Annotated in this window: 21 protein-coding genes; 9 read left to right on the top strand and 12 right to left on the bottom strand. The window is 63.8% G+C overall.

Annotated features, from left to right (window positions below):
• Positions 1-88 precede the first annotated feature (88 nt).
• The 8 genes from VMP31_RS21865 to VMP31_RS21830 all read left to right on the top strand — a co-directional run bounded on the left by VMP31_RS21865 (position 89) and on the right by VMP31_RS21830 (position 9,395).
• On the top strand, positions 89-541 hold the full coding sequence (locus VMP31_RS21865; RefSeq protein ID WP_325509810.1) for a Zn-ribbon domain-containing OB-fold protein: 453 nt from the start codon (positions 89-91) through the stop codon (positions 539-541).
• Complete coding sequence (locus tag VMP31_RS21860; protein ID WP_325509809.1) at positions 541-1,689, top strand: thiolase family protein; 1,149 nt, start codon at positions 541-543, stop codon at positions 1,687-1,689. The genes VMP31_RS21865 and VMP31_RS21860 overlap by 1 nt, the downstream gene beginning before the upstream one ends.
• Positions 1,690-1,731: 42 nt before the next feature.
• Positions 1,732-3,126, top strand: coding sequence for an aromatic ring-hydroxylating dioxygenase subunit alpha (locus VMP31_RS21855; RefSeq protein ID WP_325509808.1), 1,395 nt, complete (start codon positions 1,732-1,734; stop codon positions 3,124-3,126).
• Positions 3,127-3,174: 48 nt separating this feature from the next.
• The gene (locus VMP31_RS21850) at positions 3,175-4,368 is read left to right on the top strand and encodes an acyl-CoA dehydrogenase family protein (RefSeq protein WP_325509807.1); all 1,194 of its coding nucleotides are present in this window, start codon (positions 3,175-3,177) and stop codon (positions 4,366-4,368) included.
• Positions 4,365-5,456 carry an acyl-CoA dehydrogenase family protein gene (locus VMP31_RS21845; RefSeq protein WP_325509806.1) on the top strand — a complete coding sequence of 364 codons (1,092 nt, stop codon included), beginning with the start codon at positions 4,365-4,367 and terminating at the stop codon, positions 5,454-5,456. The genes VMP31_RS21850 and VMP31_RS21845 overlap by 4 nt, the downstream gene beginning before the upstream one ends.
• Before the next feature lie 12 nt (positions 5,457-5,468).
• Positions 5,469-7,103 carry an AMP-binding protein gene (locus tag VMP31_RS21840; protein WP_325509805.1) on the top strand — a complete coding sequence of 545 codons (1,635 nt, stop codon included), beginning with the start codon at positions 5,469-5,471 and terminating at the stop codon, positions 7,101-7,103.
• 289 nt (positions 7,104-7,392) lie between these two features.
• A complete protein-coding gene (locus VMP31_RS21835) occupies positions 7,393-8,355 on the top strand; it encodes a PDR/VanB family oxidoreductase (RefSeq protein WP_325509804.1) in 963 nt (320 codons plus the stop codon).
• 95 nt (positions 8,356-8,450) lie between these two features.
• On the top strand, positions 8,451-9,395 hold the full coding sequence (locus VMP31_RS21830; RefSeq protein WP_325509803.1) for a DMT family transporter: 945 nt from the start codon (positions 8,451-8,453) through the stop codon (positions 9,393-9,395).
• Here the strand turns inward: VMP31_RS21830 and VMP31_RS21825 are convergent.
• The 9 genes from VMP31_RS21825 to VMP31_RS21785 all read right to left on the bottom strand — a co-directional run bounded on the left by VMP31_RS21825 (position 9,349) and on the right by VMP31_RS21785 (position 17,005).
• Positions 9,349-10,125, bottom strand: a complete 777-nt coding sequence (locus VMP31_RS21825) for an enoyl-CoA hydratase/isomerase family protein (RefSeq protein ID WP_325509802.1) — start codon at positions 10,123-10,125, stop codon at positions 9,349-9,351. The genes VMP31_RS21830 and VMP31_RS21825 overlap by 47 nt on opposite strands.
• Positions 10,126-10,156: 31 nt before the next feature.
• Positions 10,157-10,861: a histidine phosphatase family protein gene (locus tag VMP31_RS21820; protein WP_325509801.1), complete on the bottom strand. Its 705-nt coding sequence runs from the start codon at positions 10,859-10,861 to the stop codon at positions 10,157-10,159.
• Entirely contained in the window at positions 10,858-11,265 is a 408-nt protein-coding gene (locus VMP31_RS21815; RefSeq protein WP_325509800.1) for a DUF6285 domain-containing protein, read from the bottom strand. The genes VMP31_RS21820 and VMP31_RS21815 overlap by 4 nt, the downstream gene beginning before the upstream one ends.
• On the bottom strand, positions 11,265-12,278 hold the full coding sequence (locus VMP31_RS21810) for a phosphotransferase family protein (protein WP_325509799.1): 1,014 nt from the start codon (positions 12,276-12,278) through the stop codon (positions 11,265-11,267). Before VMP31_RS21810 ends, VMP31_RS21815 begins: the two co-directional genes overlap by 1 nt.
• Entirely contained in the window at positions 12,275-13,441 is a 1,167-nt protein-coding gene (locus tag VMP31_RS21805) for an acyl-CoA dehydrogenase family protein (RefSeq protein ID WP_325509798.1), read from the bottom strand. The genes VMP31_RS21810 and VMP31_RS21805 overlap by 4 nt, the downstream gene beginning before the upstream one ends.
• 31 nt (positions 13,442-13,472) lie before the next feature.
• The gene (locus VMP31_RS21800) at positions 13,473-14,324 is read right to left on the bottom strand and encodes a 3-hydroxybutyryl-CoA dehydrogenase (RefSeq protein ID WP_325509797.1); all 852 of its coding nucleotides are present in this window, start codon (positions 14,322-14,324) and stop codon (positions 13,473-13,475) included.
• Positions 14,325-14,366: 42 nt separating this feature from the next.
• Positions 14,367-15,554, bottom strand: coding sequence for an acetyl-CoA C-acyltransferase family protein (locus VMP31_RS21795; protein ID WP_325509796.1), 1,188 nt, complete (start codon positions 15,552-15,554; stop codon positions 14,367-14,369).
• An 817-nt stretch (positions 15,555-16,371) separates the two neighbouring features.
• A complete protein-coding gene (locus VMP31_RS21790; protein ID WP_325509795.1) occupies positions 16,372-16,719 on the bottom strand; it encodes an MmcQ/YjbR family DNA-binding protein in 348 nt (115 codons plus the stop codon).
• A 7-nt stretch (positions 16,720-16,726) separates the two neighbouring features.
• Positions 16,727-17,005, bottom strand: a complete 279-nt coding sequence (locus tag VMP31_RS21785; RefSeq protein WP_325509794.1) for a peptidylprolyl isomerase — start codon at positions 17,003-17,005, stop codon at positions 16,727-16,729.
• Positions 17,006-17,242: 237 nt separating this feature from the next.
• On the opposite strand from VMP31_RS21785, the gene VMP31_RS21780 reads away from it, so the two are divergent.
• Entirely contained in the window at positions 17,243-18,457 is a 1,215-nt protein-coding gene (locus VMP31_RS21780; RefSeq protein ID WP_325509793.1) for a PilT/PilU family type 4a pilus ATPase, read from the top strand.
• An 87-nt stretch (positions 18,458-18,544) separates the two neighbouring features.
• Here VMP31_RS21780 and VMP31_RS21775 read toward each other — a convergent pair whose 3' ends face one another.
• The 3 genes from VMP31_RS21775 to VMP31_RS21765 form a co-directional block, all read right to left on the bottom strand.
• On the bottom strand, positions 18,545-18,862 hold the full coding sequence (locus VMP31_RS21775) for a cupin domain-containing protein (protein ID WP_325509792.1): 318 nt from the start codon (positions 18,860-18,862) through the stop codon (positions 18,545-18,547).
• 100 nt (positions 18,863-18,962) lie between these two features.
• Complete coding sequence (locus VMP31_RS21770; protein WP_325509791.1) at positions 18,963-20,918, bottom strand: acetoacetate--CoA ligase; 1,956 nt, start codon at positions 20,916-20,918, stop codon at positions 18,963-18,965.
• 252 nt (positions 20,919-21,170) lie between these two features.
• Positions 21,171-22,073: a hydroxymethylglutaryl-CoA lyase gene (locus tag VMP31_RS21765; protein ID WP_325509790.1), complete on the bottom strand. Its 903-nt coding sequence runs from the start codon at positions 22,071-22,073 to the stop codon at positions 21,171-21,173.
• Positions 22,074-22,125 lie beyond the last annotated feature (52 nt).

Below are 22,125 nucleotides of genomic sequence, written 5' to 3'. Positions count from 1 at the left end.
AGCTTGCGAGGCAGAGGAAAGGCGCTTGTAGCGCCTTTCTTTTAGGTGTATAAAAAACAAATGTGATGGTTTTAAATAGGCTTCGATAATGAACAATACCACCAGCCTGCTCCCACATCTGCCCGTGGCGCACCTGCTTACCCAGGGCGCCTCCGGGCTCAGCCTGCTCGGCAGTAAATGCCGCCAGTGTGGCGAGGTGTATTTCCCTGCGGCGCACAATTGCACCGCCTGTTGCGGCAGCGATCTGGCAGCCTGCGATATTGGCAGCCAGGGGCGGCTGTGGTCGTGGACGGTTCAGGCTTTTATGCCCAAGTCGCCCTATAACGGCGGCGAGGTCGAGGAGGCTTTCCAGCCTTATGGGGTCGGTTATGTGCAGATGCCCAGCGGGGTCAAGGTCGAGAGTCGTCTGACCACCGCCGATCCGGCTGAGTTGGCGATCGGCATGCCGATGGTCCTGCGCCTGGTGCGCTATGGCCAGCGTGCGGACGGGAAGCCGCTGCATACCTTCGCCTTTGCCCCGACGACCGAGGGGGCCCTGTAATGGAAGATATCGCCATCATTGGCATCGGTATGCATCCTTTCGGTCGCACCGATGGCCTGTCCGGGCAGGCCCAAGGTGCCTTCGCCGTGCGCGAGGCACTGCGCGACGCCGGGGTGAGCTGGGAGCAGGTCGGCGTGGCCTATGGCGGCAGCCAGGATGCCGGCAATGCCGATGCCCTGGCCAACCATCTGGGCCTCACCGGCATTCCCTTCGTCAATGTGGCCAACGGCTGCGCCACCGGCGGCAGCGCCCTGGCCAGCGTGGTCGCGGCGATTCGCGCCGGCATGGCCGAGATCGGTCTCGCCGTCGGCTTCGACAAGCACCCGCGCGGTGCCTTCAACCCGCAGCCGGCCGATTGGGGCCTGGAAGACTGGTACGGCGAGACCGGGTTGATGCTGACCACCCAGTTCTTCGCCCTGAAGACCCAGCGCTATCTGCATGAGCACGGCATTGCCGAGGAGTCGCTGGTACATGTGGCCCAGCGTGCCTTTCGCAATGGCGCGCTAACCCCGCACGCCTGGCGGCGCCGTGAGTTGAGCTTCGACGAGATCGCCGAGTCGATGCCGGTCAATCTGCCGCTGCGCAAGTACATGTTCTGTAACCCGGCCGAGGGTGGCGCAGCGCTGGTGCTGTGCCGCGCCAGCCAGGCGCACAAGTACAGCGACAAGCCAATCATCGTTCGTGCCGCCGTCATGCGTACCCGCCATCACGGCTCGTTCGAGGTGTTCAGCCCGGGCTTGGCCGCGCGCCAGGCGCCAGCGCCGACGGTGACCGCCTCCCTGGCGGCTTATGAGAGTGCTGGTGTCGGCCCCGACGATATCGATGTGATCCAGTTGCAGGACACCGATAGCGGTTCGGAGCTTATCCACCTGGCCGAGAACGGCTTCTGCGAACACGGCGAACAGGGCCTGTTGCTGCGTAGCGGTGCCACCGATATTGGCGGTCGTCTGCCGGTCAATACCGACGGCGGTTGCCTGGCCAACGGCGAACCGGTCGGCGCGTCCGGTCTGCGCCAGGTTATCGAGGTTTGCACCCAGCTGCGTCGGCAGGCCGGCGCCCGTCAGGTGCCCGGTGTGCCACGCCTTGGCTACACCCACGTTTACGGTGCACCGGGCGTTAGCGCGGTGACCATTCTCGAAGCGCCCTAGGCGCTTGGTACACGGGCTCAACAAGAATAAGAGGGCGCTAGCATGAACAATCCCACGTACGCGAAATTCACTCTGCTGCCACCGGAAGATGTAGGCGATCCCAATCTGTTCCAGCAATTGCTCGAGCAGGAAAGCGTGCCCGTGCCGGCGTTCCTCAAGCCGAATCCGCAACAGTTCAGCGACGACGACCTCTCAGTCGAGCGTTACAGCGCGCGCTGGTTCCACGAGCTGGAAGCGCAGAAGCTCTGGCCCAAGGCCTGGCAGATGGTCTGCCGCGAGGAGGAGATCCACAAGCCGGGCGACCATCTGGTCTACGACATCGTCGACACCTCGATCATCGTCATGCGCGGCCAGGATGGCGTTATTCGCGGCTTCTACAATTCCTGCCTGCACCGCGGCCGCGCCCTGCGCATGGGCGGCGGTGCGGTCAACCAGCTCAAGTGTCCCTACCACGGCTTTACCTGGGACCTGCAGGGCGAGTTCAAGAGCATGCCCACCAGCTGGGACTTCAAGCATCTCGAGCCCTGCCAGCTGAAGCTGCCGGAAGTGAAAGTGGACACCTGGGCCGGCTTCGTTTTCATCAACCAGGACCTGGATGCGCCAGTGCTGGCCGAGCATCTGGATGTACTGCCGGAGCACTTCAAGGACTACAACCTCGACCGTTCCGTGTCCATCGCCCACGTGCAGCGGCGCATGGCCTGCAACTGGAAAGTGGCCCAGGAAGCCTTTATGGAATCCATGCACACCCGTGCCACCCACCCGCAGATCATGACCTTCACCGGCGATGTGGACAGCCAGTACGACATGTACGGTGACCACATCAGCCGCAGCATCACGCCCATGGCGGTTACCAGCTCCAACCTCAGGGATGTCGACGAAGCGCTGATCCTGCATGACATCCTCGAGGAATCCGGGCGTATGGCCGACTCTGACAGCAGCAAGCATGTGTTGCCCGAGGGCATGAGTACCCGCGAGTACATCGGCGAGCTGAACCGGGGCATTTACGCCCAGGCTTCCGGCGTGGACTTGAGCCACGCCACCCATGCCGAGTTGCTCGACGCGATTCTCTACTCGGTGTTTCCCAACACCCAGGTGTGGGCCGGTTACTTCGGCAACATCGTCTATCGCGCCATCCCCGATGGCGACAACCACGAGGCCTGCCTGTTCGATGTATGGCTGTTGGGCCGCTATCCCGAGGGCACGCCTTGCCCGGAGGGGGCCAGACTCAATCGCCTGCCCGACGATCAGGACTTCTCCAAGGCTCCTGAGTTGGGCGCGCTGGGCCCGGTGTTCGATCAGGACATGGGCAACCTGGACGCCATGACCAAAGGCCTGAAGACCTCGAAAAAAGGTGCAGTCAGCCTGGCCAGCTACCAGGAAAGCCGCATCCGTCACCACCACCTGACTCTCGACAAGTACCTGGGTCTGGCCAAGTAAGCGCAATGGCCGTGGCCTGCCACGGCCGCTGCCGAACAGAGATCGACTATGAACATAAACATACGCGAGCGGATGCAACGCCTGCGCGAGGAAGTCCGCCACTTCTGCCAGCAGGAAATGCCCGCAGGCTTGCTGGATAAAGCCCACCGTCACCAGGTGCTGGACAAGGCCGATTACGTGCAGTGGATGCGCCTGTTGCAGGCCAAGGGCTGGGTCGCTGCACACTGGCCGCTTGCCCATGGCGGTCAGGAGTGGTCGGCGCTGGAGCGCTTTGTCCTGGAGGACGAACTGGCCCGTCAGGGCTGCCCGTGGATCATCCCGTTCGGCGTCAAGTATGTCGGCCCGGTGATCTACAGCTTCGGCAGCGAGGCGCAACAGCAGCGTTTCCTGCCGGGCATTCTCAGCACCGAGGCGTTTTGGGCGCAGGGCTACTCCGAACCCGGTGCCGGCTCCGACCTGGCCGGTTTGCGTACCCAGGCGGTACGCAACGGCGATCATTACCTGGTGACCGGGCAGAAGGTCTGGACCACCTACGCGCAGTGGGCCGACTGGCTGTTCTGCCTAGTGCGCACCAGCAACGACGGCAAGCCGCAGAGCGGTATTTCCTTCCTGCTGATCGACATGCGCAGCCCCGGCGTGACGGTCAAGCCGATCCACACCATGGACGGCTATGTCCACGTCAACGAGGTGTGGCTGGAGAACGTGCGCGTACCGTTGGAGAACCTGGTGGGCGAGGAGGGCAAGGGCTGGCAGTACGCCAAGTTCCTGCTGCAGAACGAGCGCACCGCCGGCGCTATCGTCGGCCAGGCCTGGCATGTGCTCGACCGCCTCAAGCGCCTCGCCCGCGAGGCCGATGCCAGTGGCCAGCGGCCTATCGACCAGCCGCTGTTGCGCCAGCGCATCGGTGGCTTCGAGCTGCGTTTTATGGCCTTGCAGGAAGTCGCCTACCAAGCGGTGCAGGCCATGGTCGAGGGCAGCGATAACGGTGGCGAGGCGTCGCTGATCAAGATCCGTGGCACCGAGCTGTACCAGGACGTGGCGCAGGCGCTGGTCGAGGCCCTCGGCCCGGCCGGCATCGCCTTCGACAGTGAGGCGTTGCACAGCGCCACGCTGCCGCCGTTAGGGCCGGACGACAGCGGCGGCATCCTCAAGGAACACTTCTACAACCGCGCCGCGACCATCTTCGGTGGCTCGTCGGAAATTCAGCGCAATATCGTGGCCAAGGTGGTGCTGGGCTTATGACGACCGATCTCGACACAATCGCCATGCTGCGCGACAGCCTGGAACGCTACAGCGCCGATCGCTACAGCTTTCTCCAGCGTGCGCCGCTGCTGCAACTGCCGGGCGGCTTCAGCGCGCAGACCTGGCAGGACTTCGCCGAGTTCGGCTGGCTGTCGCTGCGCTTGCCGGAACAACTCGACGGCCTGGCCGGCGACGCCGTGGCCGTGGGCGCGCTGATGGAAGTGGTCGGCAGCCGCCTGCTGCTCGAACCGCTGCTGGCCTGCGTGGTGGTGGCCAGCGGGCTGCTGCTCAAGCAGGGCAGCGCGGCGCAGCAGGCCGAACTTCTGCCAGCCCTCGCCGAGGGCCGCCTGAAACTGGTGCTGAGCCATGGTGCCAGCCATGAGCTGTGCCATTACGCGGCGGGCCGGCTCAGCGGCAGCCAGCAGGCGGTGCTGCACGGCGACATCGCAGAGCAGTTGCTGGTGCCGGCGCGCGATGCCGAGGGCCGGTTGCGTTTTTGCCTGGTCGAGGTGAATTCCGCTGGCGTCAGCCGCCAGGCCTTCCGTCTGGTCGACGGCCGCGGCGCGGCCAATCTCCAGTTCGCCGCGGCCCCGGCCCTGCTGTTGCAACCCGAAGCGGGCGCGCCGAGTGCCGAACAGGCTTTGGCCGAGGTGTGTGATGAGGCCAGCGTGGCGCTCTGCGCCGAGGCACTGGGTGTGGCAACCAGCCTGCTGCGCATCACCAACGACTACCTCAAGGTGCGCCAACAGTTCGGCAAGCCGTTGGCGGCCAATCAGGCGTTGCAGCACCGCATGGCCGAGCTCTACCTGCTGACCGAGGAGATCCGCGCGCTGACCCGCGCCGCTCAGCAGGCCATGTGCCTGCCGGCCGAGCAACGCGCACGCACCCTCAGCGGCGCGCGCGCCTACATCAGCCAGGCCGCCAGACATATCGGCAACGAGGCGATCCAGCTGCACGGCGGCGTGGGCATCACCGAGGAACTGGAGGTCAGCCACTATTTCCGCCGGTTGATGGTCAATGCGGCGTTGTTCGGCAACCGCGACGAGCAGTTTCTGCGCTTCGTCGAGCTGTCGTTGGCTGACGCCTGAAGGGGGCCGAGTATGCGTAAAGACATCAGTGGCTGGCAGGTACGTCTCGACGACGCCAGCGTGCAACGTTATGCCCACAGCAGCGAATGGATGGGGTGCACCATCGCCGAGTCGGCGCAGGCCATGGTCGACCGTGAGCCGGGGCGGATTACTCACGTGTTCGACGGCCAGGCCTGCCGGGTCGACGCGTTGTTGGGCGAAGCCCGCCTGCTCGCCGGTGCCCTGCAACGGCGTGGTTTACAGGCCGGCGACGTAATCGCCTGGCAGCTGCCGAACTGGCGCGAGACGGCGGTGATCGACCTGGCCGCCAGCCTGCTCGGCCTGGTTATTGCGCCGATCGTGCCGATTTACCGCGATGCCGAGGTGGCCTTTATGCTGGCCGATTGCGGTGCCAAGGCGATGTTCTTCCCGGGCAGCTACCGCGGCTTCGACTTCGCCGCCATGCTCCAGCGCCTGGCACCGGAGCTGCCGGCGCTGCGCCTGCAGATTGCGGTACGCGCCGAGGACAGAGCGGCCGGCACCTATGAGGCGATGCTTGGCGAAGACCAGCCGCTGGCGAATGCACCGCCGGTCGACGCCAACGCGGTCAAGCTGATCCTCTACACCTCAGGTACCACCGGCCGGCCGAAGGCCGTGCTGCACTCGCACAACACCGGGCCGACCCGCCTCAAACGTGCCTTCGAACACTGGTCGGACGGTTCGCCGCAGGTGCTGCTGATGGCCTCGCCGGTGACCCATGTGACCGGTTTGAGTGCCCTGGAGCTGCCGTTCTACCTGAATGCGCGCACGGTGTTTATGGAACGCTGGAATGCCGAGGAGGCCTTGCAGATCATCGAGCACGAGCAGGTCACCATCGGCCTCGGCGCCACCCCTTTCCTGCATGAGCTGATCGCCCAGGCCGAACAGCAGGGCAAACGTCTGCCCAGCCTCAAGCGCTTCGCCTGCGGCGGCGCGGAAGTGCCGCCGGCGCTGATCCGCAAGGCGGCCGAAGTGTTTGCCAACTGCCGGGCGTTTCGCGTGTTCGGCTCCAGCGAGGCACCGTTGGTGACCCTGGGTTTCGTCGGTGCCGGCCAGTTGCAGCAGGCGGCCACCAGCGACGGCGAGATCCTCGATTACCAGGTACGCCTGCTCGATGATGCCGGGTGCGAGGTGGCCGCCGGCGAGGAAGGCGAGATCTGCGTGCGCGGCCCTGCCATGTTCCTCGGCTATGCCGATCCCCAGCAGAGCGCCGAAGCCTTCGGTGCCGACGGCTTTTTCGCCACCGGCGATCTGGGGCGAATCACCGCCGACAACGCCATCGTTATTACCGGGCGCAAGAAGGACCTGATCAACCGCGGCGGCGAGAAGATCAGCGCCAAGGAAGTCGAGGACATCCTGCATCAGCACCCGCTGATCGACGAGGCGGCGGTGGTGGCGATGCCCCATGAACGCCTCGGCGAAACCCTGTGTGCCTATGTGATCCTGCGTGCGGGTCAGCAGTTGAGCCTGGACGGCCTGCTCGATCAGGTGGCCCGGGCCGGCGTGGCGCGGCAGAAGTTTCCCGAGTACCTGGTAGTGGTCGAGGACTTTCCGCGCACCGCCTCGGGCAAGATTCGCAAGGATCGGCTGCGTGCCGATATTCGTCAGCGCCTCGCGGCGCTTTCCTGATAAACCCTAGGGTCTGTTGCCGTTTCGATGCGGCCGCGACGGAGCCTGTTTTTGCGCGGAGCAAGGCACGAGGAGCGTGATTTGGTTGTTCCAAATGAGCGACGAGAAACGCAGCAGCGCGCAAAAACAGGCCCGTCCCTTCGGGTTGCGCGGCAAATGGCGCCAGGCGGTGTTGCAGGACTTGGCAAGGGAGCGACCATTACCGGCGTCCTGCGCCTTGCCTGGCACCATTTGGCGCAGCAACGCGGCTCGCCGCGAAACGGCAACAGACCCTAGAGGAGCAGCAGTGATGGAATCTACCTATCTTGATGTACGCATCGCCCGCAAGGCGGCCGAGGCGCTGGATATCGTCACCCTCGAGCTGGAGCCGCTGACCGGGCGCAGCCTGCCGGTGTTCAGCGCGGGCTCGCATATCGACGTGGAAATCCGCCCGGGGCTGGTGCGCCAGTACTCGCTGTGCAACGACCCGACCGAGCAGCACCGTTATGTGATCGGCGTGTTGCGCGACCCCAATTCACGCGGCGGTTCGCTTGCCGTGCACGAGCAGTTGCAAGAAGGCCAGAACATCCGCATCAGCCCGCCGCGCAACCATTTTCCGCTGGTGCCGGCCAAGCGTTCGCTGTTGCTGGCCGGAGGCATCGGCGTTACGCCGATTCTGTGCATGGCCGAACGGCTGGCCAGCAGTGGCGGCGACTTCAACCTGCATTACGCCTCGCGCTCGGCCGAGCGCATGGCCTTTCTCGCGCGCATTCGTGCGTCGGCCTTCGCCGAGCGGGCGCAGTTGCACTTCGACGATGGTCCGGCCGAACAGGCGTTGAACCTGCCGGCGTTGCTTGCCGCAGAAGATGCGGACACCCACCTGTATGTCTGCGGCCCGGGCGGCTTTATCGACTACGTCACCAACACCGCCAAGGCCCAGGGCTGGAGCAGCGAACGCATCCACTTCGAGTACTTCGCCGCCAAGCAGGTGGACAGCTCCGCCGACAACAGTTTCGAGGTGCAGGTGGCCAGCAGTGGCAAGGTCTATCTGATCGGCGAGGACGCGTCGATCATCTCGGTGCTGGCGGCCGATGGGGTGGAGATCCCGGTGTCCTGCCAGCAGGGCATCTGCGGCTCCTGCATCACCCGTGTGCTGGAAGGCAAAGCCGATCACCGCGACCAGGTGCTGAGCGACAAGGAGCGCGACGAGGAAAACTGGTTCACCCCTTGTTGCTCACGCGCGCTTACGCCGCGTCTGGTGCTGGATATCTGACCGGCTATGGACATCACTGCCGCCGAGGAAAAACGCTTGAACGGCACACGCCCGTTGGGCTGTTGTATCGAGGCGACCGGCCGGCAAGAGCGGGCATGACCCACAGCCGCTCGGTCCAACTGGCCTACGTCGTCGTCGTGCTGATCTGGGCGACCACGCCGCTGGCGATCCGCTGGGGCGCGGTGGACACCGGCTTCGCCTTTGCCGCGATGGCGCGCATGGCCCTGGGCATGCTCTTCGCCCTGTTGCTGCTCGCATTGTGGCGGCTGCCTGTGCCGTTGCACCGGCGCGCGCTGCTGTCCTACCTGTGCGCCGGTGGCGGGCTGTTCGTCAGCATGCTCTGCGTCTACTGGGCGGCACCGCGCATCGATTCGGGGCTGATCTCGGTGATTTTCGGCCTGTCGCCGCTGGTTACCAGCCTGCTGGCGGCGCTGTGGCTGCGCGAGCGCGGACTGGGGCTGCTCAGTGTGGTCGGCATGCTGCTGGGGGTGGCCGGGCTGGCGCTGATCTTTGCCGACCAGCGCCTGACGACTACGGGTGGCGGGCTGGCCGCCATCGTCGTGTTGTTGTTTGCCGTGCTGAGCCATGCGGCCAGCCTGGTCGGGCTGAAGTGGATCGGCGATGACAGCCCGCCTCTGGCCACCGCCACTGGTGCGCTGCTGGTGGCGGCACCGCTGTTTCTGCTCAGCTGGTGGTTGACCGGGGGCAGCCTGCCGCCGACGCTGTCGCTGCGCGGTGGCTTGTCGATCGTCTACCTGGGGCTGTTCGGCTCGGTGCTCGGTTTCGCCCTGTACTACTACATAGTGCGCTACCTGTCTTCGGCCCAGGTGGCACTGATTCTGGTGATCACGCCGGTGCTGGCCCTGCTGCTCGGCCGGCTGTTCAACGATGAGCAGTTACCGTCCCAGGTCTGGTTGGGCGCTGCGGTCATCTGCCTCGGCCTGGTGTTGCATCAGCGTGGCAGCAGGCCCGCGCTGCCGATGCAACGGCCTGTTAGCGACCCTGGAACTGCGCAGGGCGTTTCTCCAGAAAGGCGCTGACGGCTTCCTGGAAATCTTCGCCTTGGGCGCAGGCGGCGAAGGCGGCTTTTTCCGCCTCCAGTTGCTCGCCCTGAGTGTTGTCGAAGGCCTGGCGCAGCAGGCGCTTGAGGTGCCCTTGGGCCACTGGCGAGGATTGCGCCAGGCGTTCGGCCAGGGCCTGGGTCGCGCTTTCCAGTTCCTCGACGGCGACCACCTGGTTGACGATACCCACCCGACAAGCATGCTCGGCATCCAGCGGTTCGCCCAGCAGGGCGATTTGCAGGGCGCGGCGCAGGCCGACCAGGCGCGGCAGGTGCCAGCTGGCACCGAGGTCGCAGCTGGCACCCAGGCTCAGGTAGGCGAAGTTGAAGCGGCTGTTGGCCGCGGCTAGGACGAAGTCGCTGGCCAGCACGATGCTCATGCCGGCACCGGCGGCGGCACCCCGCACGCTGGCGATCACCGGGGCAGGGCAATTGGCGAGCAACAGCATGGCCTCGTTCAGCGGCTGAATCAGCTCGTCGGCAATCGACTGCGGTGCGGACTTGAACTGGGCGATATCGCCACCGGCCATAAAGGCCCGGCCCTCGCCGCTGAGCACGATAACCCGCACGCCCGGATCCGCCACAGTTGCCCGGCAGGCATCGAGAAAGGCCCGGGCCATGGCACTGTCGATGGCATTCAACGCCTCGGGGCGGTTGAAACGGATATGGGTGATGACACCCGGCTGCAGGCTGATCGGTTGGTTGCTCATGGGCGTATTCCAGTTGGGTAGCCAGTGGCGCTTATGACGAGCGATAGTCGCGCCAGACCTTTTCCATCACCGTTAGCTGCTGGCAGGGGCGGATCAGGTCGTAGGCGGTGAGGTTGAGGGTGCGGATAAAGGCTCGCTGGATAGTGGCCGCGTCGATGTCCGCCTCGATGATGTTGATGCAGGCCGGATCCTGTTCGAAGCCCTTCAGCCCGCCGAGGCCGCAGCCGATGATCTGTGCGAGCAGCAGCCGATTGACCGCATCGTGGGCGACGATCAGCAGGTTCTGCCAGTCATCCCGGGCGATCAGTTGCGCCCAGGCCTGGTTGACCCGCACGACGAAGTCGCTCCAGAGTTCGCCGCCGATAAAGCGGGCGCCGGGTTGCTCGGCACCGTCGTAGGCGTAGGCGATGCTGCGCTCGCGGTCCTGGCGCGGAATCTCGCGCAGACGGCCGCCGCGAATCTCCTGCAACCGTGGCTCGGCGTGCAGGGGCAGAGCGCGGCCGTGGAGAATCTGCCGGGCGGTTTCCTCGGTGCGCGGTAGGCCGGAACAGACGGCCAGATCGAAGCTGACCTCGGCGAGCAGGGCACCGGCTGCAGCGGCCTGTTGCCGTCCGCGCTCGGTGAGTGGAACCTGACGTGGGTCGAGCGGCTGACCCTGGGCATCGAAATAGCTGACCTCGGCATGTCGCATCAGGTAGATGCGCCGCCGCGGTCGCGGCGCTGCCCCGGAGGTCATTTATCGCCGTCCTGCAGATAGCGTGGATTGCTCTCCGCTACCCGTTGGCGGGCGACGTTCAGCAAGTGCTGCGCGATCTGGGCACGGCTTTCCCCGGTGTCGGCGCCGCCACTGCGGATCAGTTGGCCGAGCTGTCGATTGGCCCGTTGCAGTTGTTGGCGCAACGCTTCCGGTTCGCTGGGTTCGCTGGGTTCGCTGGCTGGCGCCAGCAGGCGTGTCAGGCTGGCCAATTCCTGTCGTTCCGGCGCTTCACCGTTGCTCAGCTGCCGGGCGGCGATGCCCAGTGCGCGGGCGATCATCAGGCCGGCCTGGCGTTTGTCGGCGGGCAGGGCGGGCAGCAGTTCATCGCGCAGCAGGGCCTCGGCGCTGGTCAGCAAGTCTTCGCCGCGGGGTTGGTCACGCATCAGGCGGCCTCCGTCATGCACAGGATTTGATATTCCAGCTCCGGCACGCTGTGGCCGGTCAGCGCCAGCAGCAATGAGCTCTCCTCACCGGAGATATGCCGCTGCGCCTGCTGGATGGCGATGATCGCCCAGTTGAGGTGGGCCATAACCTCCCAGTAGCGCACTTGCTCGGCATCGATGGCCCTGCCGCTGACGCTCTGGTAGCCACGGTAGAAGTCGCTGCGCGCGCCTATGCCGCCGGCTTCCAGGTGCGGTGCGCCGAAGCGCCAGCACCTGGCACAGAACCAGCCGATGTCTTCCAGCGGATCACTCCAGCCGGCGAACTCCCAGTCGAGAATGGCGGTGAGGCCGTGCTCATCGACCATATAGTTGCCGGTACGAAAATCACGGTGGGCGAGGACGATTTCGCCGCGTGGCGGCGCGTTTTGCTCCAGCCAGCGCAGCCCCCACTCCAGCGCTGGGTGTGAGCTGTGATGCTGATCGAGAAAGGCGCGGTAGCGCTCGATCGCCTGCAGCGCCGGTGCCTGGTCATAGCTGGGCAGAAAATCGAGATCGGTGCGCGGTGGGCGGATCGAGTGGATTCGCGCCAGTTCGGCACCGAGGCGAAAGGTCAGGGCGGCGCGATCGCCGCCCAGGCGGGTGTCCTTGACCACCGCATGACCGGCGGCAAGACCGTCGACCTTACGCATGACGAAAAACGGTCGGCCGATGACCTGCGTCTCGCTGCACAGCCACAGCGGTTCGGGCACAGTGACGCCGGCGGCGAATGCCGCCTTGAGCAGGGCGAACTCCTGGGCCCGACCATGGCTCACCGACACCCCCGAGGGCGAGTCGGCGCGGATCACCAGTTCCAGAACCCCGGCGAAGGGGCCGCCGCTGACGTTGGCGACGGCCAGCCAGTTTTCCTGGATGGCACCGCCGGAGAGCAGGCGAAACTCGCTGAACTCCACCGCTTCGGCCTCGGCCCGCTGGGCGATATAGATCTGGAGCGCGCTGCGCAGGGACTCGCTCATAGGCTGAATTTCTTGAAGATGCGTTTGGCCAGGCTCCAGCGGTGCACTTCCGAGGGGCCGTCGTAGATGCGGAAGGCGCGCATGTCGGCAAAGATCCGCGCGACTATGGTTTCACCGGTCACGCCCTGGCCGCCGAGAACCTGCACGCTGCGATCGGCGACGCGCCAGGTGGCCTCCGAGGCCAGCACCTTGGTCATGCTCGACTCGCTCAGGGCCAGGCTGCCCTGGTCGAGTACCCAGGCGGTGTGGAGGATGGCCAGGCGCGCGCTGTGCATGTCCATCTCGTTGTCAGCGAGCATAAAACCGACGCCTTCGTGGCGGCCCAGTTCCTTGCCGAAGGCCATGCGCCGGGTGGCATAGCGGGCAGCAATGTCATGGCAGCGACGCGCCTGACCGAGCCAGCGCATGCAGTGGGTCAGGCGGGCGGGTGAGAGGCGCACCTGGGCGTATTTGAAGCCTTCGCCCAGTTCGCCGAGAATGGCGCTGGCCGGCACCCGCAGGCCCTCGAATACCACCACGCAGTGGCCGCCGGGGAAGCAGGAGTCCAGCGAATCCATGCTGCGTTCGATACGAATACCGGGTGTGGCCATGTCGGCGAGAAACATGGTGGCGCGGCCGTCTTCCAGCTTGGCCATGATGATCGCCAGGGTCGCGCCCTCAGCGCCGGTGATAAACCACTTGCGGCCATTGATCACGAAGTCGTCGCCGTCGCGTACCGCCAGGGTCTGCAGCATCGAGGGGTCGGAGCCTGCGCCGGGATCCGGTTCGGTCATGCAGAAGCAGGAGCGGATCTGTCCGGCGGCCAGTGGGCGCAGCCAGCGTTCCTTCTGCGCCTGGGTGGCGACCGCCTCCAGCAGGTGCATGTTGCCTTCGTCGGGGGCGGCGATATTCAGGGCGACCGGGCCTAGGGTGGAATAGCCGGCCTCCTCGAAGAACACCGCCTTGCTGCGGTGATCGAGGCCGAGTCCGCCGTACTCCGCCGACACGTGGGCCGAAAGCAGGCCGGCGCTGGCGGCGGCAGCGATCAACTCGCGGCGCAGCGCTTCGCTGGGGCCGTGGGTGCCGCAGCGCGGATCCTTCTCGAAGGGGATGACCCGGGTGGCGATAAAGTCGCGCACCCGCATCTGCAGGTCGGTCAGTTCGGGGGAAATCGTAAAGTCCATGGGCAGCTCTCGCGTGGCAGTGCGTCGAATATCAGGCGTAGCGGTAAAAACCGCGGCCACTCTTGCGGCCCAGATAGCCGGCCTCGACCATTTCCCGCAGCAGCGGGGCAGGGCGGTATTTGCAGTCGTTGAAGCTGTGGTAGAACACCTCCATCACGGCCAACAAGGTGTCCAGGCCGATCAGGTCGGCCAGCGCCAGCGGGCCGATCGGGTGGTTGCAGCCCAAACGCATTCCTTCGTCGATATGCTCGGCACTGGCCAGGCCTTCCTGGAGGACGAAAACCGCCTCGTTGAGCATCGGCACGAGAATGCGATTGACGGCGAAGCCGGGGCTGTTTCTGGCGCTGATCGCGGTCTTGTGCAGGCGCGCGACCAGGGCTTCGGCGGCGGCCTGGGTGCTGTCGCTGGTCTGTAGGCCGCGGATCAGTTCGACCAAGGCCATGACCGGCACCGGGTTGAAGAAGTGCATGCCGATAAAACGATCCGCTCGCCCGCTGGCGGCGGCCAGCTTGGTGATGGAAATTGACGAGGTATTGCTGGCGATCAGGCAGTGCGGGCCGACGCTGGCATCAATGTCCTTGAGGATTTGCAGTTTCAGCGATTCGGCCTCGGTGGCTGCCTCGATCACCAGGTCGGCATCGGCCAGGGCGTGCTTGTCGGTGCTGCAGCGCAGGTGGCCGAGGGCGTCGCGCCTGCCCGCTTCGTCGAGGCTGCCCTTGCGCAGCAGTTTGTCCAGGCTGCTCTCGATGCTCTGCTGGCCCCGCAGCAGCGCCGCGTCGCTGACGTCCAGCATGATCACTTCGAGGCCGGCCATGGCGCAGGCCTGGGCGATGCCGTTGCCCATGGTGCCGGCGCCGACCACGCCTACGGTATTTATCTGCATTTGGTTACTCCCGGTGTTCTGCTGGCGGGCGCACCCGCGGGTTCAAATACGTTCGAAGATGGCGGCAATACCCTGGCCGCCACCGATGCACATGGTCACCAGGGCGTAACGACCCTGGCTGCGGTGCAGTTCGTAGATCGCTTTGGTGGTGATGATTGCGCCGGTGGCACCGACCGGGTGGCCGAGGGAAATGCCCGAGCCATTCGGGTTGACCTTCAACGGGTCCATGCCCAGCTCCTGGGTAACGGCGCAGGCCTGGGCGGCGAAGGCCTCGTTGGCCTCGATCACATCCATTTGCTGCAGGCTCAGGCCGCAGCGCTGCAGCACCAGGCGTACCGCGGGCACCGGGCCCATGCCCATATAGGCCGGGTCGACTCCCGCGTGGGCGTAACCAACCAAACGGGCCAGCGGTTCCAGGCCCAGGGTGTGGGCGCGCTGCTCCTCGGCCAGCACTACGGCCGCGGCACCGTCGTTGAGGCCGGAGGCGTTGCCCGGGGTGACGGTGCCGTTTTCCTTGAGAAACACGGCCTTCATCCCGGCCAGTTGCTCCAGGGTCAGCTCGGGGCGGATGTGCTCGTCGCAATCGAAGTTGATGACGCCGCGACGGGTCTTGATCTCGACCGGAACTATCTGTTCCTTGAAGTAGCCTTGGGCCGAGGCCTGGGCAGCGCGGCGCTGGCTCTCCAGGGCGAGGGCATCCTGCATCTCGCGGCTGATGCCGTAGCGGCTGGCGACGTTTTCCGCGGTGACGCCCATATGCATGCGCTGCCAAGGGTCGTGCAGGATGCCGTTCATGTAGTCGATCACTTGGTTATCACCCAGGCGCGCGCCCCAGCGCATGCTCGGCAGTAGGAACGGGCCGCGACTCATGTTCTCGGCACCGGCACCGATGGCGATATTGGTATCGCCCAGCAGAATCGCTTGGGCTGCGGAGATGATCGCCTGCAGGCCCGAACCGCACAGACGGTTGACATTGAACGCAGGGGTTTCTTGCGGGATCCCCGAATCCATGGCGGCCACTCGGCTCAGGTAGGCATCGCGCGGTTCGGTGGGGATCACATTGCCCATCACCACATGACCGACTTCGGCAGGGTCGACACCCGAGCGGGTCAGGGCTGCCGAGCAGGCTGTGGTAGCCAGGGTGGCGAGGGACGTGTCTTTCAGGGTGCCGCCGAAGGCTCCGATGGGGGTGCGCGCAGCACTGAGTACGAAAATTTGACGCTGAGCCATGACAAGTCCTTCAGCAGGGCCAGTGCGAGTGGTCCCAATTGCATAAGAGTGTTGGTTCCAAGGTGCCTATTGAAGCCGCGTAGATGAGGCTTCAGAAGTTCGTCAAATTAAAAAACATATTTGTTCGTTTGTAAATGCTTGCGTCTTTACGATTCGTTGCATAGAGTCAATTTCGTCAAGCGAGTGACGGCGGTGCGACGCACAGAAAGCTCCTGTACGTGTGAGTCCCGCAGATCTGCTTGGCAAGGTGAGTCGGCTGGATGGAGGCGCGCCGTTTGCTCCACTGGGATTCATCAGAACCAAAGCGGAAAAGGATTGGCTGAAGCGGAAACCCGAGTGCTGTATCGCAAGGGCTTGGGATGAAGAGTCTTTCTCTTGAGAAAAAACAATGAAAATAAAAATAATTGCAGCAGGTTTTTTCACGTTGGTCGCTGTCGCGTTAGTAGCAACGTCACTGATGGCGAAATCGGCGCATTACACCTATGCCAAAGCAATATCTCCTCCCGGTTGCCAATACGCCTCGTACGGCTGCTCGCTACCGTCAGGTTTCAGGGGCTGGCCACAGTTTCCCTGAGTTAGGGTTTGGTCTTGTTTGTCAGGCGTTTGTTCGTCGCTACGAACCTGGGGCTTTAACGCCCTTTGAGATGGTTTTACAGGCGCTTGACAGCTATTTAGTCCCAGTATGGGGTGCTCTTATCGGATTGCTGGATGGCCCGCTTGGCTGAGCGATTGAGGCCCGAATCTACCCTCGCGCGGGGAGCGCAAACCTGATACCCATTAGGGCGTTTTGCTGGCTAGTCGACTGGCAGGAGGCTATTTACAGCAAGAGGCCTACTTTCAGACGCTTGGGTAGTTTGCCGACCACCAATTGGTGGGAGCGGATCAGCAACTCTTTGAGTTCGGCGTCGCTCAGCGGGTAGGGCGCGGCCATGCTGATCCAGCGGGCGCGCGCCAGGTAAGGCGCGGGGCGGATGCCGGGGCGGTCGCAATAGCCGAGGAACAGGTCGGTATCGACCTTGAATGCCAGGCCGTCGTGACTGTCCAGGTGGAAGAGGGCGAACATCTTGCTCTCAGCCACCGAAAATACCCGCACGCCGCCCCATTTGATGTCCTCACGGGCACCGGGCAGGCTCAGGCAAAACTCGGCAACTTGCTGCGGCGTCATGGCGGGCTCACTCGCGATAGAAAACTTGCACCAGATGATAGCCAAACTGGCTTTTCACCGGGCCGTGAACTTCGCGCACCGGCTTTTTGAAGATCACCTGATCGATGGCGCGGACCATTTGCCCCGGGCGCACCTCGCCCAGATCGCCGCCTTTTTTGCCGGAGGGGCAGGTGGAGTATTTACGTGCCAGCACGTCGAAGGCCTCGCCGGCGGCGATACGTTTTTTCAAGGCCGCGGCTTCGGCCTCGGTCTTGACCAGAATATGGCGGCACATTGCCTTTGCCATTTGATGGGCTCCTCAAAGATGGGCTTCTGAAAATGGCCGGGAGCCATTTTCAGCGTCGTGCAGCGACAGCCCGTGGGGTGGTTGCCAGGAAGGGCAGACCATAAATTTACCGAGTTGCTATTGTGCCAGCATTTACTGCGCCATCAGAATGACGCCAGGTATTTGCCGTGCAATGGTGCGGCTCCGGGGTCGATCTTGACCTAACGTATTAACTTCACCTCGACGGATCTGCTCGCCATGGACCTCTCCGCAATGCTGAAAATACTGTCCAGCCAGGACGGTTCTGACCTTTATCTGTCCACCGGAGCACCGCCCTGCGCCAAGTTCAACGGCGTGCTCAAGGCCCTGAGTGCCGAGCCACTGAAGGCCGGCGAGGTGGCCGCGATCGCCGATGCGGTGATGGATAACGCGCAGCGCGATGAATTCGAGCGTGAGCTGGAGATGAATCTGGCCATCTCCATCGCCGGCGTGGGGCGTTTTCGCATCAATATCTTCAAGCAGCGCAACGAAGTGTCCATTGTCGCGCGCAATATCAAGATGGAAATACCCAAGTTCGAAGACCTGAAGCTGCCCGAGGTGCTGCTTAAAACCATTATGGAGAAGCGCGGCCTGGTGCTGTTCGTCGGCGGTACCGGTTCGGGTAAATCGACCTCCCTGGCGGCGCTGATCGACTACCGCAACCGCAACAGTGGCGGCCATATCATCACCATCGAAGACCCGGTGGAGTACGTGCACAAGCATAAGAAGTCGATCATCAACCAACGCGAAGTCGGTGTGGACACCCGCAGTTTTCACGCCGCGCTAAAGAACACCCTGCGTCAGGCCCCGGACGTGATTTTGATCGGCGAGATCCGCGACCGCGAAACCATGGAGCACGCCCTGGCTTTCGCCGATACCGGCCACCTGGCGATCTCCACCCTGCACGCCAACAACGCCAACCAGGCGCTGGACCGCATTATCAACTTCTTCCCCGAGGAGCGCCGCCCGCAGCTGCTTAATGATTTGGGCAACAACCTCAAGGCCTTTGTCTCCCAGCGCCTGGTCAAAACCCTGGACGGTAAGCGCCGTGCGGCGGTGGAGGTGCTGCTGGGCACACCAACCATTCGCGACCTGATCAAGCGCAGCGATTTTGGCGATATCAAGGAAATCATGGAGAAGTCGAAGAACATCGGCATGCAGACCTTCGATCAGGCGCTGATTGACCTCGTGCATGCCGGGGATATCGATGAGGAAGAGGCGGTGAAGAACGCCGATTCGGCCAACAATGTCCGTCTCAAGCTCAAGCTGTACCGGGAGAACCCGGCTAATGCCGAGGCACAGCCGGCCCCGGTGGCAGTACCCAGCCCGGCCCCAGCGGCCAAGCCCGCCAGCAGCGGCGACTGGGCGCTGGAGTTGAAGCTCGAAGAAATCGAAGCAGACCCAGCAGAGGACCCAGGCCGTTCGGGGGCCTGAACCGGTTTGCTCGAGCGCCGCGTTCAGCGCTGCGCCGGGGGGCGTAAGCGGAATAGATAGCCGTCCGGGATGGAGTCGGCGTCTGGTTTATTGGCCTTCGGCCTTGAACCAGAACTCGATTTCGTCGGTTTCTTCGGCAAACTCGGCCGCATGCAGCACGCCGGCCGGGACCTGATACCAGTCGCCGGTACGATAGGTGGTGGTGACGCCATTTATGCTCAGCTGCAGGGCACCGCGGGTGATCACCCCGTAGTTGTCAGTGTCATGTATATGGGGCGGGATCGACGTTCCGGCCGGGTAGGAGGCGAACAGCACGTCGCTGCCGGTGGCCGCCAGTTTGTAAGCGTCGAAACGGCCATCGTACAGGGGCAGGGATTTGATCTTGTCAGGGTAATGGCCGGCCATGGGAAGTTCCTTTTCAGTGGCGAGGGGCAGGCATTCTAGCTCGCCATGGGCGAGCCTGTGCAATAGCTGACGGCAATCCGGAAGGGCTGCCGCCCCGTGCTCAATCGCGCAACTGTGGCAAATCGCGGTACAACTCCAGCGCCTGTGGATTGGCCAGGGCGTCGGTGTTTTTCACCGGTTTGCCGTGCACCACGTTGCGTACAGCCAACTCGACGATCTTGCCGCTGATGGTGCGCGGGATATCCGCCACCGCAATGATCTTGGCCGGCACATGGCGCGGTGTGGTGTTGCTGCGAATCACCTGGCGAATCTGCGTCTGCAGCGCGTCGCTTAGTTCGACACCTTCTCGCAGCCGGACAAACAGCACCACACGCACATCGTCGTCCCACTCCTGGCCGATGGCGATGGATTCCAGCACTTCTTCGACCTTTTCCACCTGACGATAGATCTCGGCGGTGCCGATACGTACGCCGCCGGGGTTGAGTACCGCGTCACTGCGACCATGAATCACCAGGCCACCGTGTGCGGCTTCCTCGGCGTAATCGCCATGGGCCCAGATACCGGGAAAGGTCTCGAAGTAGGCGGCCTGGAACTTGCTGCCGTCGTCATCCTTCCAGAAGCCCACAGGCATGCTTGGGAAATGCTGCGCGCAGACCAGTTCGCCTTTCTCGCTTGTCACCGGTTTACCGGCGTCGTTCCACACCTGCACGTCCATCCCTAAGCCCTTGCATTGCAACTCACCGCGCCATACCGGCAGCACCGGGTTGCCGAGGGCAAAGCAGGAGACGATATCGGTGCCGCCGGAAATCGACGACAAACATAGGTCGGCTTTGATCTCGCGGTAGACATACTCGAAGCTCTCGTGGGACAACGGCGAGCCGGTCGACAGAATCGTCTTAAGCCGTTGCAGCTTGTGCGTGCTGCCAGGTTTGGCACCTGTTTTCTCCAGCGCTGCGAGGAACTTGGCGCTGGTGCCGAAAATGCTGATGTTTTCCGCGTCGATCAGGTCGATCAGGCGCTCGGCACCGGGGTGGAAGGGCGAGCCGTCGAACAGCACCAGCGTCGCGCCCAGAGCCAGGCCCGAGACCAGCCAGTTCCACATCATCCAGCCGCAGGTGGTGTAGTAGAACAGGGTGTCGTCGGCATGCAGATCGGTGTGCAGGCCGAGCTCCTTGACGTGCTGCAACAAGGTGCCGCCAGTGCCATGCACGATGCACTTGGGCACGCCGGTGGTGCCGCTGGAATAGAGGATATACAGCGGGTGATCGAACGGAACCTGAGTGAACTCGGGTTCGCCACCGGCCTGGTAGAAGTCCTGCCACAGCGCGACCTTGGCTGTTGAATGGAAGTCGGCAGCTTTGGCTTGCGGGTTGGAATAGGGCACCACAATCAGCTGTTCAAGCGAGGGCAGGCGCTCCAGAATTTCATTGAGCTTGGCGGTCAGATCCAGATTTTTGCCAGCGTAGCGGTAACCGGCGGCGGCGATCAGCACCTTGGGTTCGATCTGGCCGAAACGATCGATCACGCCCTGGGTGCCGAAGTCCGGCGAGCAGCTTGACCAGGTCGCGCCCAGGCTGCTGGCGGCGAGCATGCCGACCAGGGTTTGCCAGGTGTTGGGCATAAAGGCTGCAACCCGGTCGCCGCTGCCGACGCCGGCATCACGCAGGCTCTTTTGCAAACCGGCGACATGGGCGGCCAGTTCGGCATAGCTCAGTTGCTCGCGTGAACCGTCCTCGCCAATGGCGATCAGGGCAGGGTGGTTATCGCGGCGGCGCAGCAGGTGTTCGGCAAAGTTCAGCGTTGCGCCAGGAAACCAGTGAGCGCTGGGCATGGCGCTGCCTTCTTGCAGGACTGCCTCGGGCTGGGCGCTAAAGCGGATCTCGAAGAACTCGACAATGGCCTGCCAGAAAGTCTCGCGCTGCTTCACGCTCCAGGCGTGCAGGGCTGGATAGTCGGCCAGTTGCAGGCTGTGGCGCTGATTGACGAAGCGGCGCAAGCTGTCCATCCGGGTAGCGGCGATACGTTCCTTGGAGGGGGTCCACAAGGGCTGTTGCATGTCGATTCCTTATTCGGCAGGTGCCGTAATTCTTGTTGTGCCGGGCTATTGAGCCTGGCCGATGCACGCTAGCCTACTGGTCGCTGGAAGCCTTGACCTGCAGCGACCCTTATTGCTCGGCTGCCGACCTGGCGGCTGTTGTAGCGGTTTTGCACCGAAGGCAGGGGCGGCACGCTGCATCTGGGGCTCTGGCTTTACAGGCTGTAAACAAAGCCTGACGGTGGTGGATTTCGTAGCCGAATGCGATCCAGGCTACGCGCTAGCCAACCGCGCCCGTGCCACCCGCGAACCATTGGGCTTATCCAGTACCGCACAAATACGCTGACCGGCGGCGATCAGCCGGCCCATATCGATACCGGTTTCGATGCCCAGGCCTTCAAGCAGATACAGCACATCTTCGGTCGCGACATTGCCGGTGGCTCCTTTGGCGTAAGGGCAGCCGCCGAGGCCCGCGACCGAGCTGTCGAATACGTTGATGCCTTCCAAAAGGCTTGCGTAGATATTGGCCAAAGCCTGGCCGTAGGTGTCATGGAAGTGCCCGGCCAATTTGCCTCTGGGAACATCGCGGGCCACCACTTCGATCAATCGGCGCGTGTCGCCAGCGGTGCCGGCACCGATGGTGTCGCCCAAGGACACTTCATAGCAGCCCATGGCAAACAGCTCGCGGGCGACCATGGCGACCTGCTCGGGTGGCACAGAGCCGTCATACGGACAACCCAGCACGCAGGAGACATAACCGCGCACGCGGATGCCATGCTGCTTGGCAGCGTCCATTACCGGCACAAAGCGCTCAAGGCTCTCGCTGATCGAGCAGTTGATGTTTTTCTGCGAGAAGGCTTCCGAAGCCGCGGCAAACACCGCAACTTCCCTGACACCCGCTTCCAGCGCGCCTTCAAAGCCTTTTAGATTGGGTGCCAGCGCCGCGTAGACGATGCCTGGCAGTTGCTGGATCTGCGCGAAAACCTCGGCGCTGCCCGCCATCTGCGGCACCCACTTGGGCGAGACAAAGCTGCCCACCTCGATATAGCTGAGGCCTGCGGCAGACAGGTCATCGACCAGACGCACCTTGTCGGCCACGCTGATCGGCTGTTTCTCATTCTGCAAACCGTCGCGCGGGCCGACTTCGACCAGGCGGACCTGTTTGGGCAAATTCATTTGGCGTCTCCTTTGGGGCCAATGGTGCGCACGGCGCACCCTACGATTTGCG

Origin of the sequence: Pseudomonas sp. (genome assembly GCF_035512415.1) — a bacterium.
GTDB lineage: Bacteria > Pseudomonadota > Gammaproteobacteria > Pseudomonadales > Pseudomonadaceae > Aquipseudomonas.
The sequence above is the reverse complement of the archived record's forward strand: the minus strand, read 5'-3'. Positions and strand labels throughout refer to the sequence as shown.

Excerpts from the sequence above, each read along its gene's own strand:
- VMP31_RS21785 (WP_325509794.1), bottom strand. The coding sequence starts at position 17,005 with ATGGCAAAGGCAATGTGCCGCCATATTCTGGTCAAGACCGAGGCCGAA.
- VMP31_RS21840 (WP_325509805.1), top strand. The coding sequence starts at position 5,469 with ATGCGTAAAGACATCAGTGGCTGGCAGGTACGTCTCGACGACGCCAGC.
- VMP31_RS21800 (WP_325509797.1), bottom strand. The coding sequence starts at position 14,324 with ATGCAGATAAATACCGTAGGCGTGGTCGGCGCCGGCACCATGGGCAAC.
- VMP31_RS21770 (WP_325509791.1), bottom strand. The coding sequence starts at position 20,918 with ATGCAACAGCCCTTGTGGACCCCCTCCAAGGAACGTATCGCCGCTACC.
- VMP31_RS21790 (WP_325509795.1), bottom strand. The coding sequence starts at position 16,719 with ATGACGCCGCAGCAAGTTGCCGAGTTTTGCCTGAGCCTGCCCGGTGCC.
- VMP31_RS21765 (WP_325509790.1), bottom strand. The coding sequence starts at position 22,073 with ATGAATTTGCCCAAACAGGTCCGCCTGGTCGAAGTCGGCCCGCGCGAC.
- VMP31_RS21820 (WP_325509801.1), bottom strand. The coding sequence starts at position 10,861 with ATGACCTCCGGGGCAGCGCCGCGACCGCGGCGGCGCATCTACCTGATG.
- VMP31_RS21850 (WP_325509807.1), top strand. The coding sequence starts at position 3,175 with ATGAACATAAACATACGCGAGCGGATGCAACGCCTGCGCGAGGAAGTC.
- VMP31_RS21860 (WP_325509809.1), top strand. The coding sequence starts at position 541 with ATGGAAGATATCGCCATCATTGGCATCGGTATGCATCCTTTCGGTCGC.
- VMP31_RS21835 (WP_325509804.1), top strand. The coding sequence starts at position 7,393 with ATGGAATCTACCTATCTTGATGTACGCATCGCCCGCAAGGCGGCCGAG.
- VMP31_RS21775 (WP_325509792.1), bottom strand. The coding sequence starts at position 18,862 with ATGGCCGGCCATTACCCTGACAAGATCAAATCCCTGCCCCTGTACGAT.
- VMP31_RS21845 (WP_325509806.1), top strand. The coding sequence starts at position 4,365 with ATGACGACCGATCTCGACACAATCGCCATGCTGCGCGACAGCCTGGAA.
- VMP31_RS21780 (WP_325509793.1), top strand. The coding sequence starts at position 17,243 with ATGGACCTCTCCGCAATGCTGAAAATACTGTCCAGCCAGGACGGTTCT.
- VMP31_RS21810 (WP_325509799.1), bottom strand. The coding sequence starts at position 12,278 with ATGAGCGAGTCCCTGCGCAGCGCGCTCCAGATCTATATCGCCCAGCGG.
- VMP31_RS21815 (WP_325509800.1), bottom strand. The coding sequence starts at position 11,265 with ATGCGTGACCAACCCCGCGGCGAAGACTTGCTGACCAGCGCCGAGGCC.
- VMP31_RS21825 (WP_325509802.1), bottom strand. The coding sequence starts at position 10,125 with ATGAGCAACCAACCGATCAGCCTGCAGCCGGGTGTCATCACCCATATC.
- VMP31_RS21865 (WP_325509810.1), top strand. The coding sequence starts at position 89 with ATGAACAATACCACCAGCCTGCTCCCACATCTGCCCGTGGCGCACCTG.
- VMP31_RS21830 (WP_325509803.1), top strand. The coding sequence starts at position 8,451 with ATGACCCACAGCCGCTCGGTCCAACTGGCCTACGTCGTCGTCGTGCTG.
- VMP31_RS21855 (WP_325509808.1), top strand. The coding sequence starts at position 1,732 with ATGAACAATCCCACGTACGCGAAATTCACTCTGCTGCCACCGGAAGAT.
- VMP31_RS21795 (WP_325509796.1), bottom strand. The coding sequence starts at position 15,554 with ATGGCTCAGCGTCAAATTTTCGTACTCAGTGCTGCGCGCACCCCCATC.
- VMP31_RS21805 (WP_325509798.1), bottom strand. The coding sequence starts at position 13,441 with ATGGACTTTACGATTTCCCCCGAACTGACCGACCTGCAGATGCGGGTG.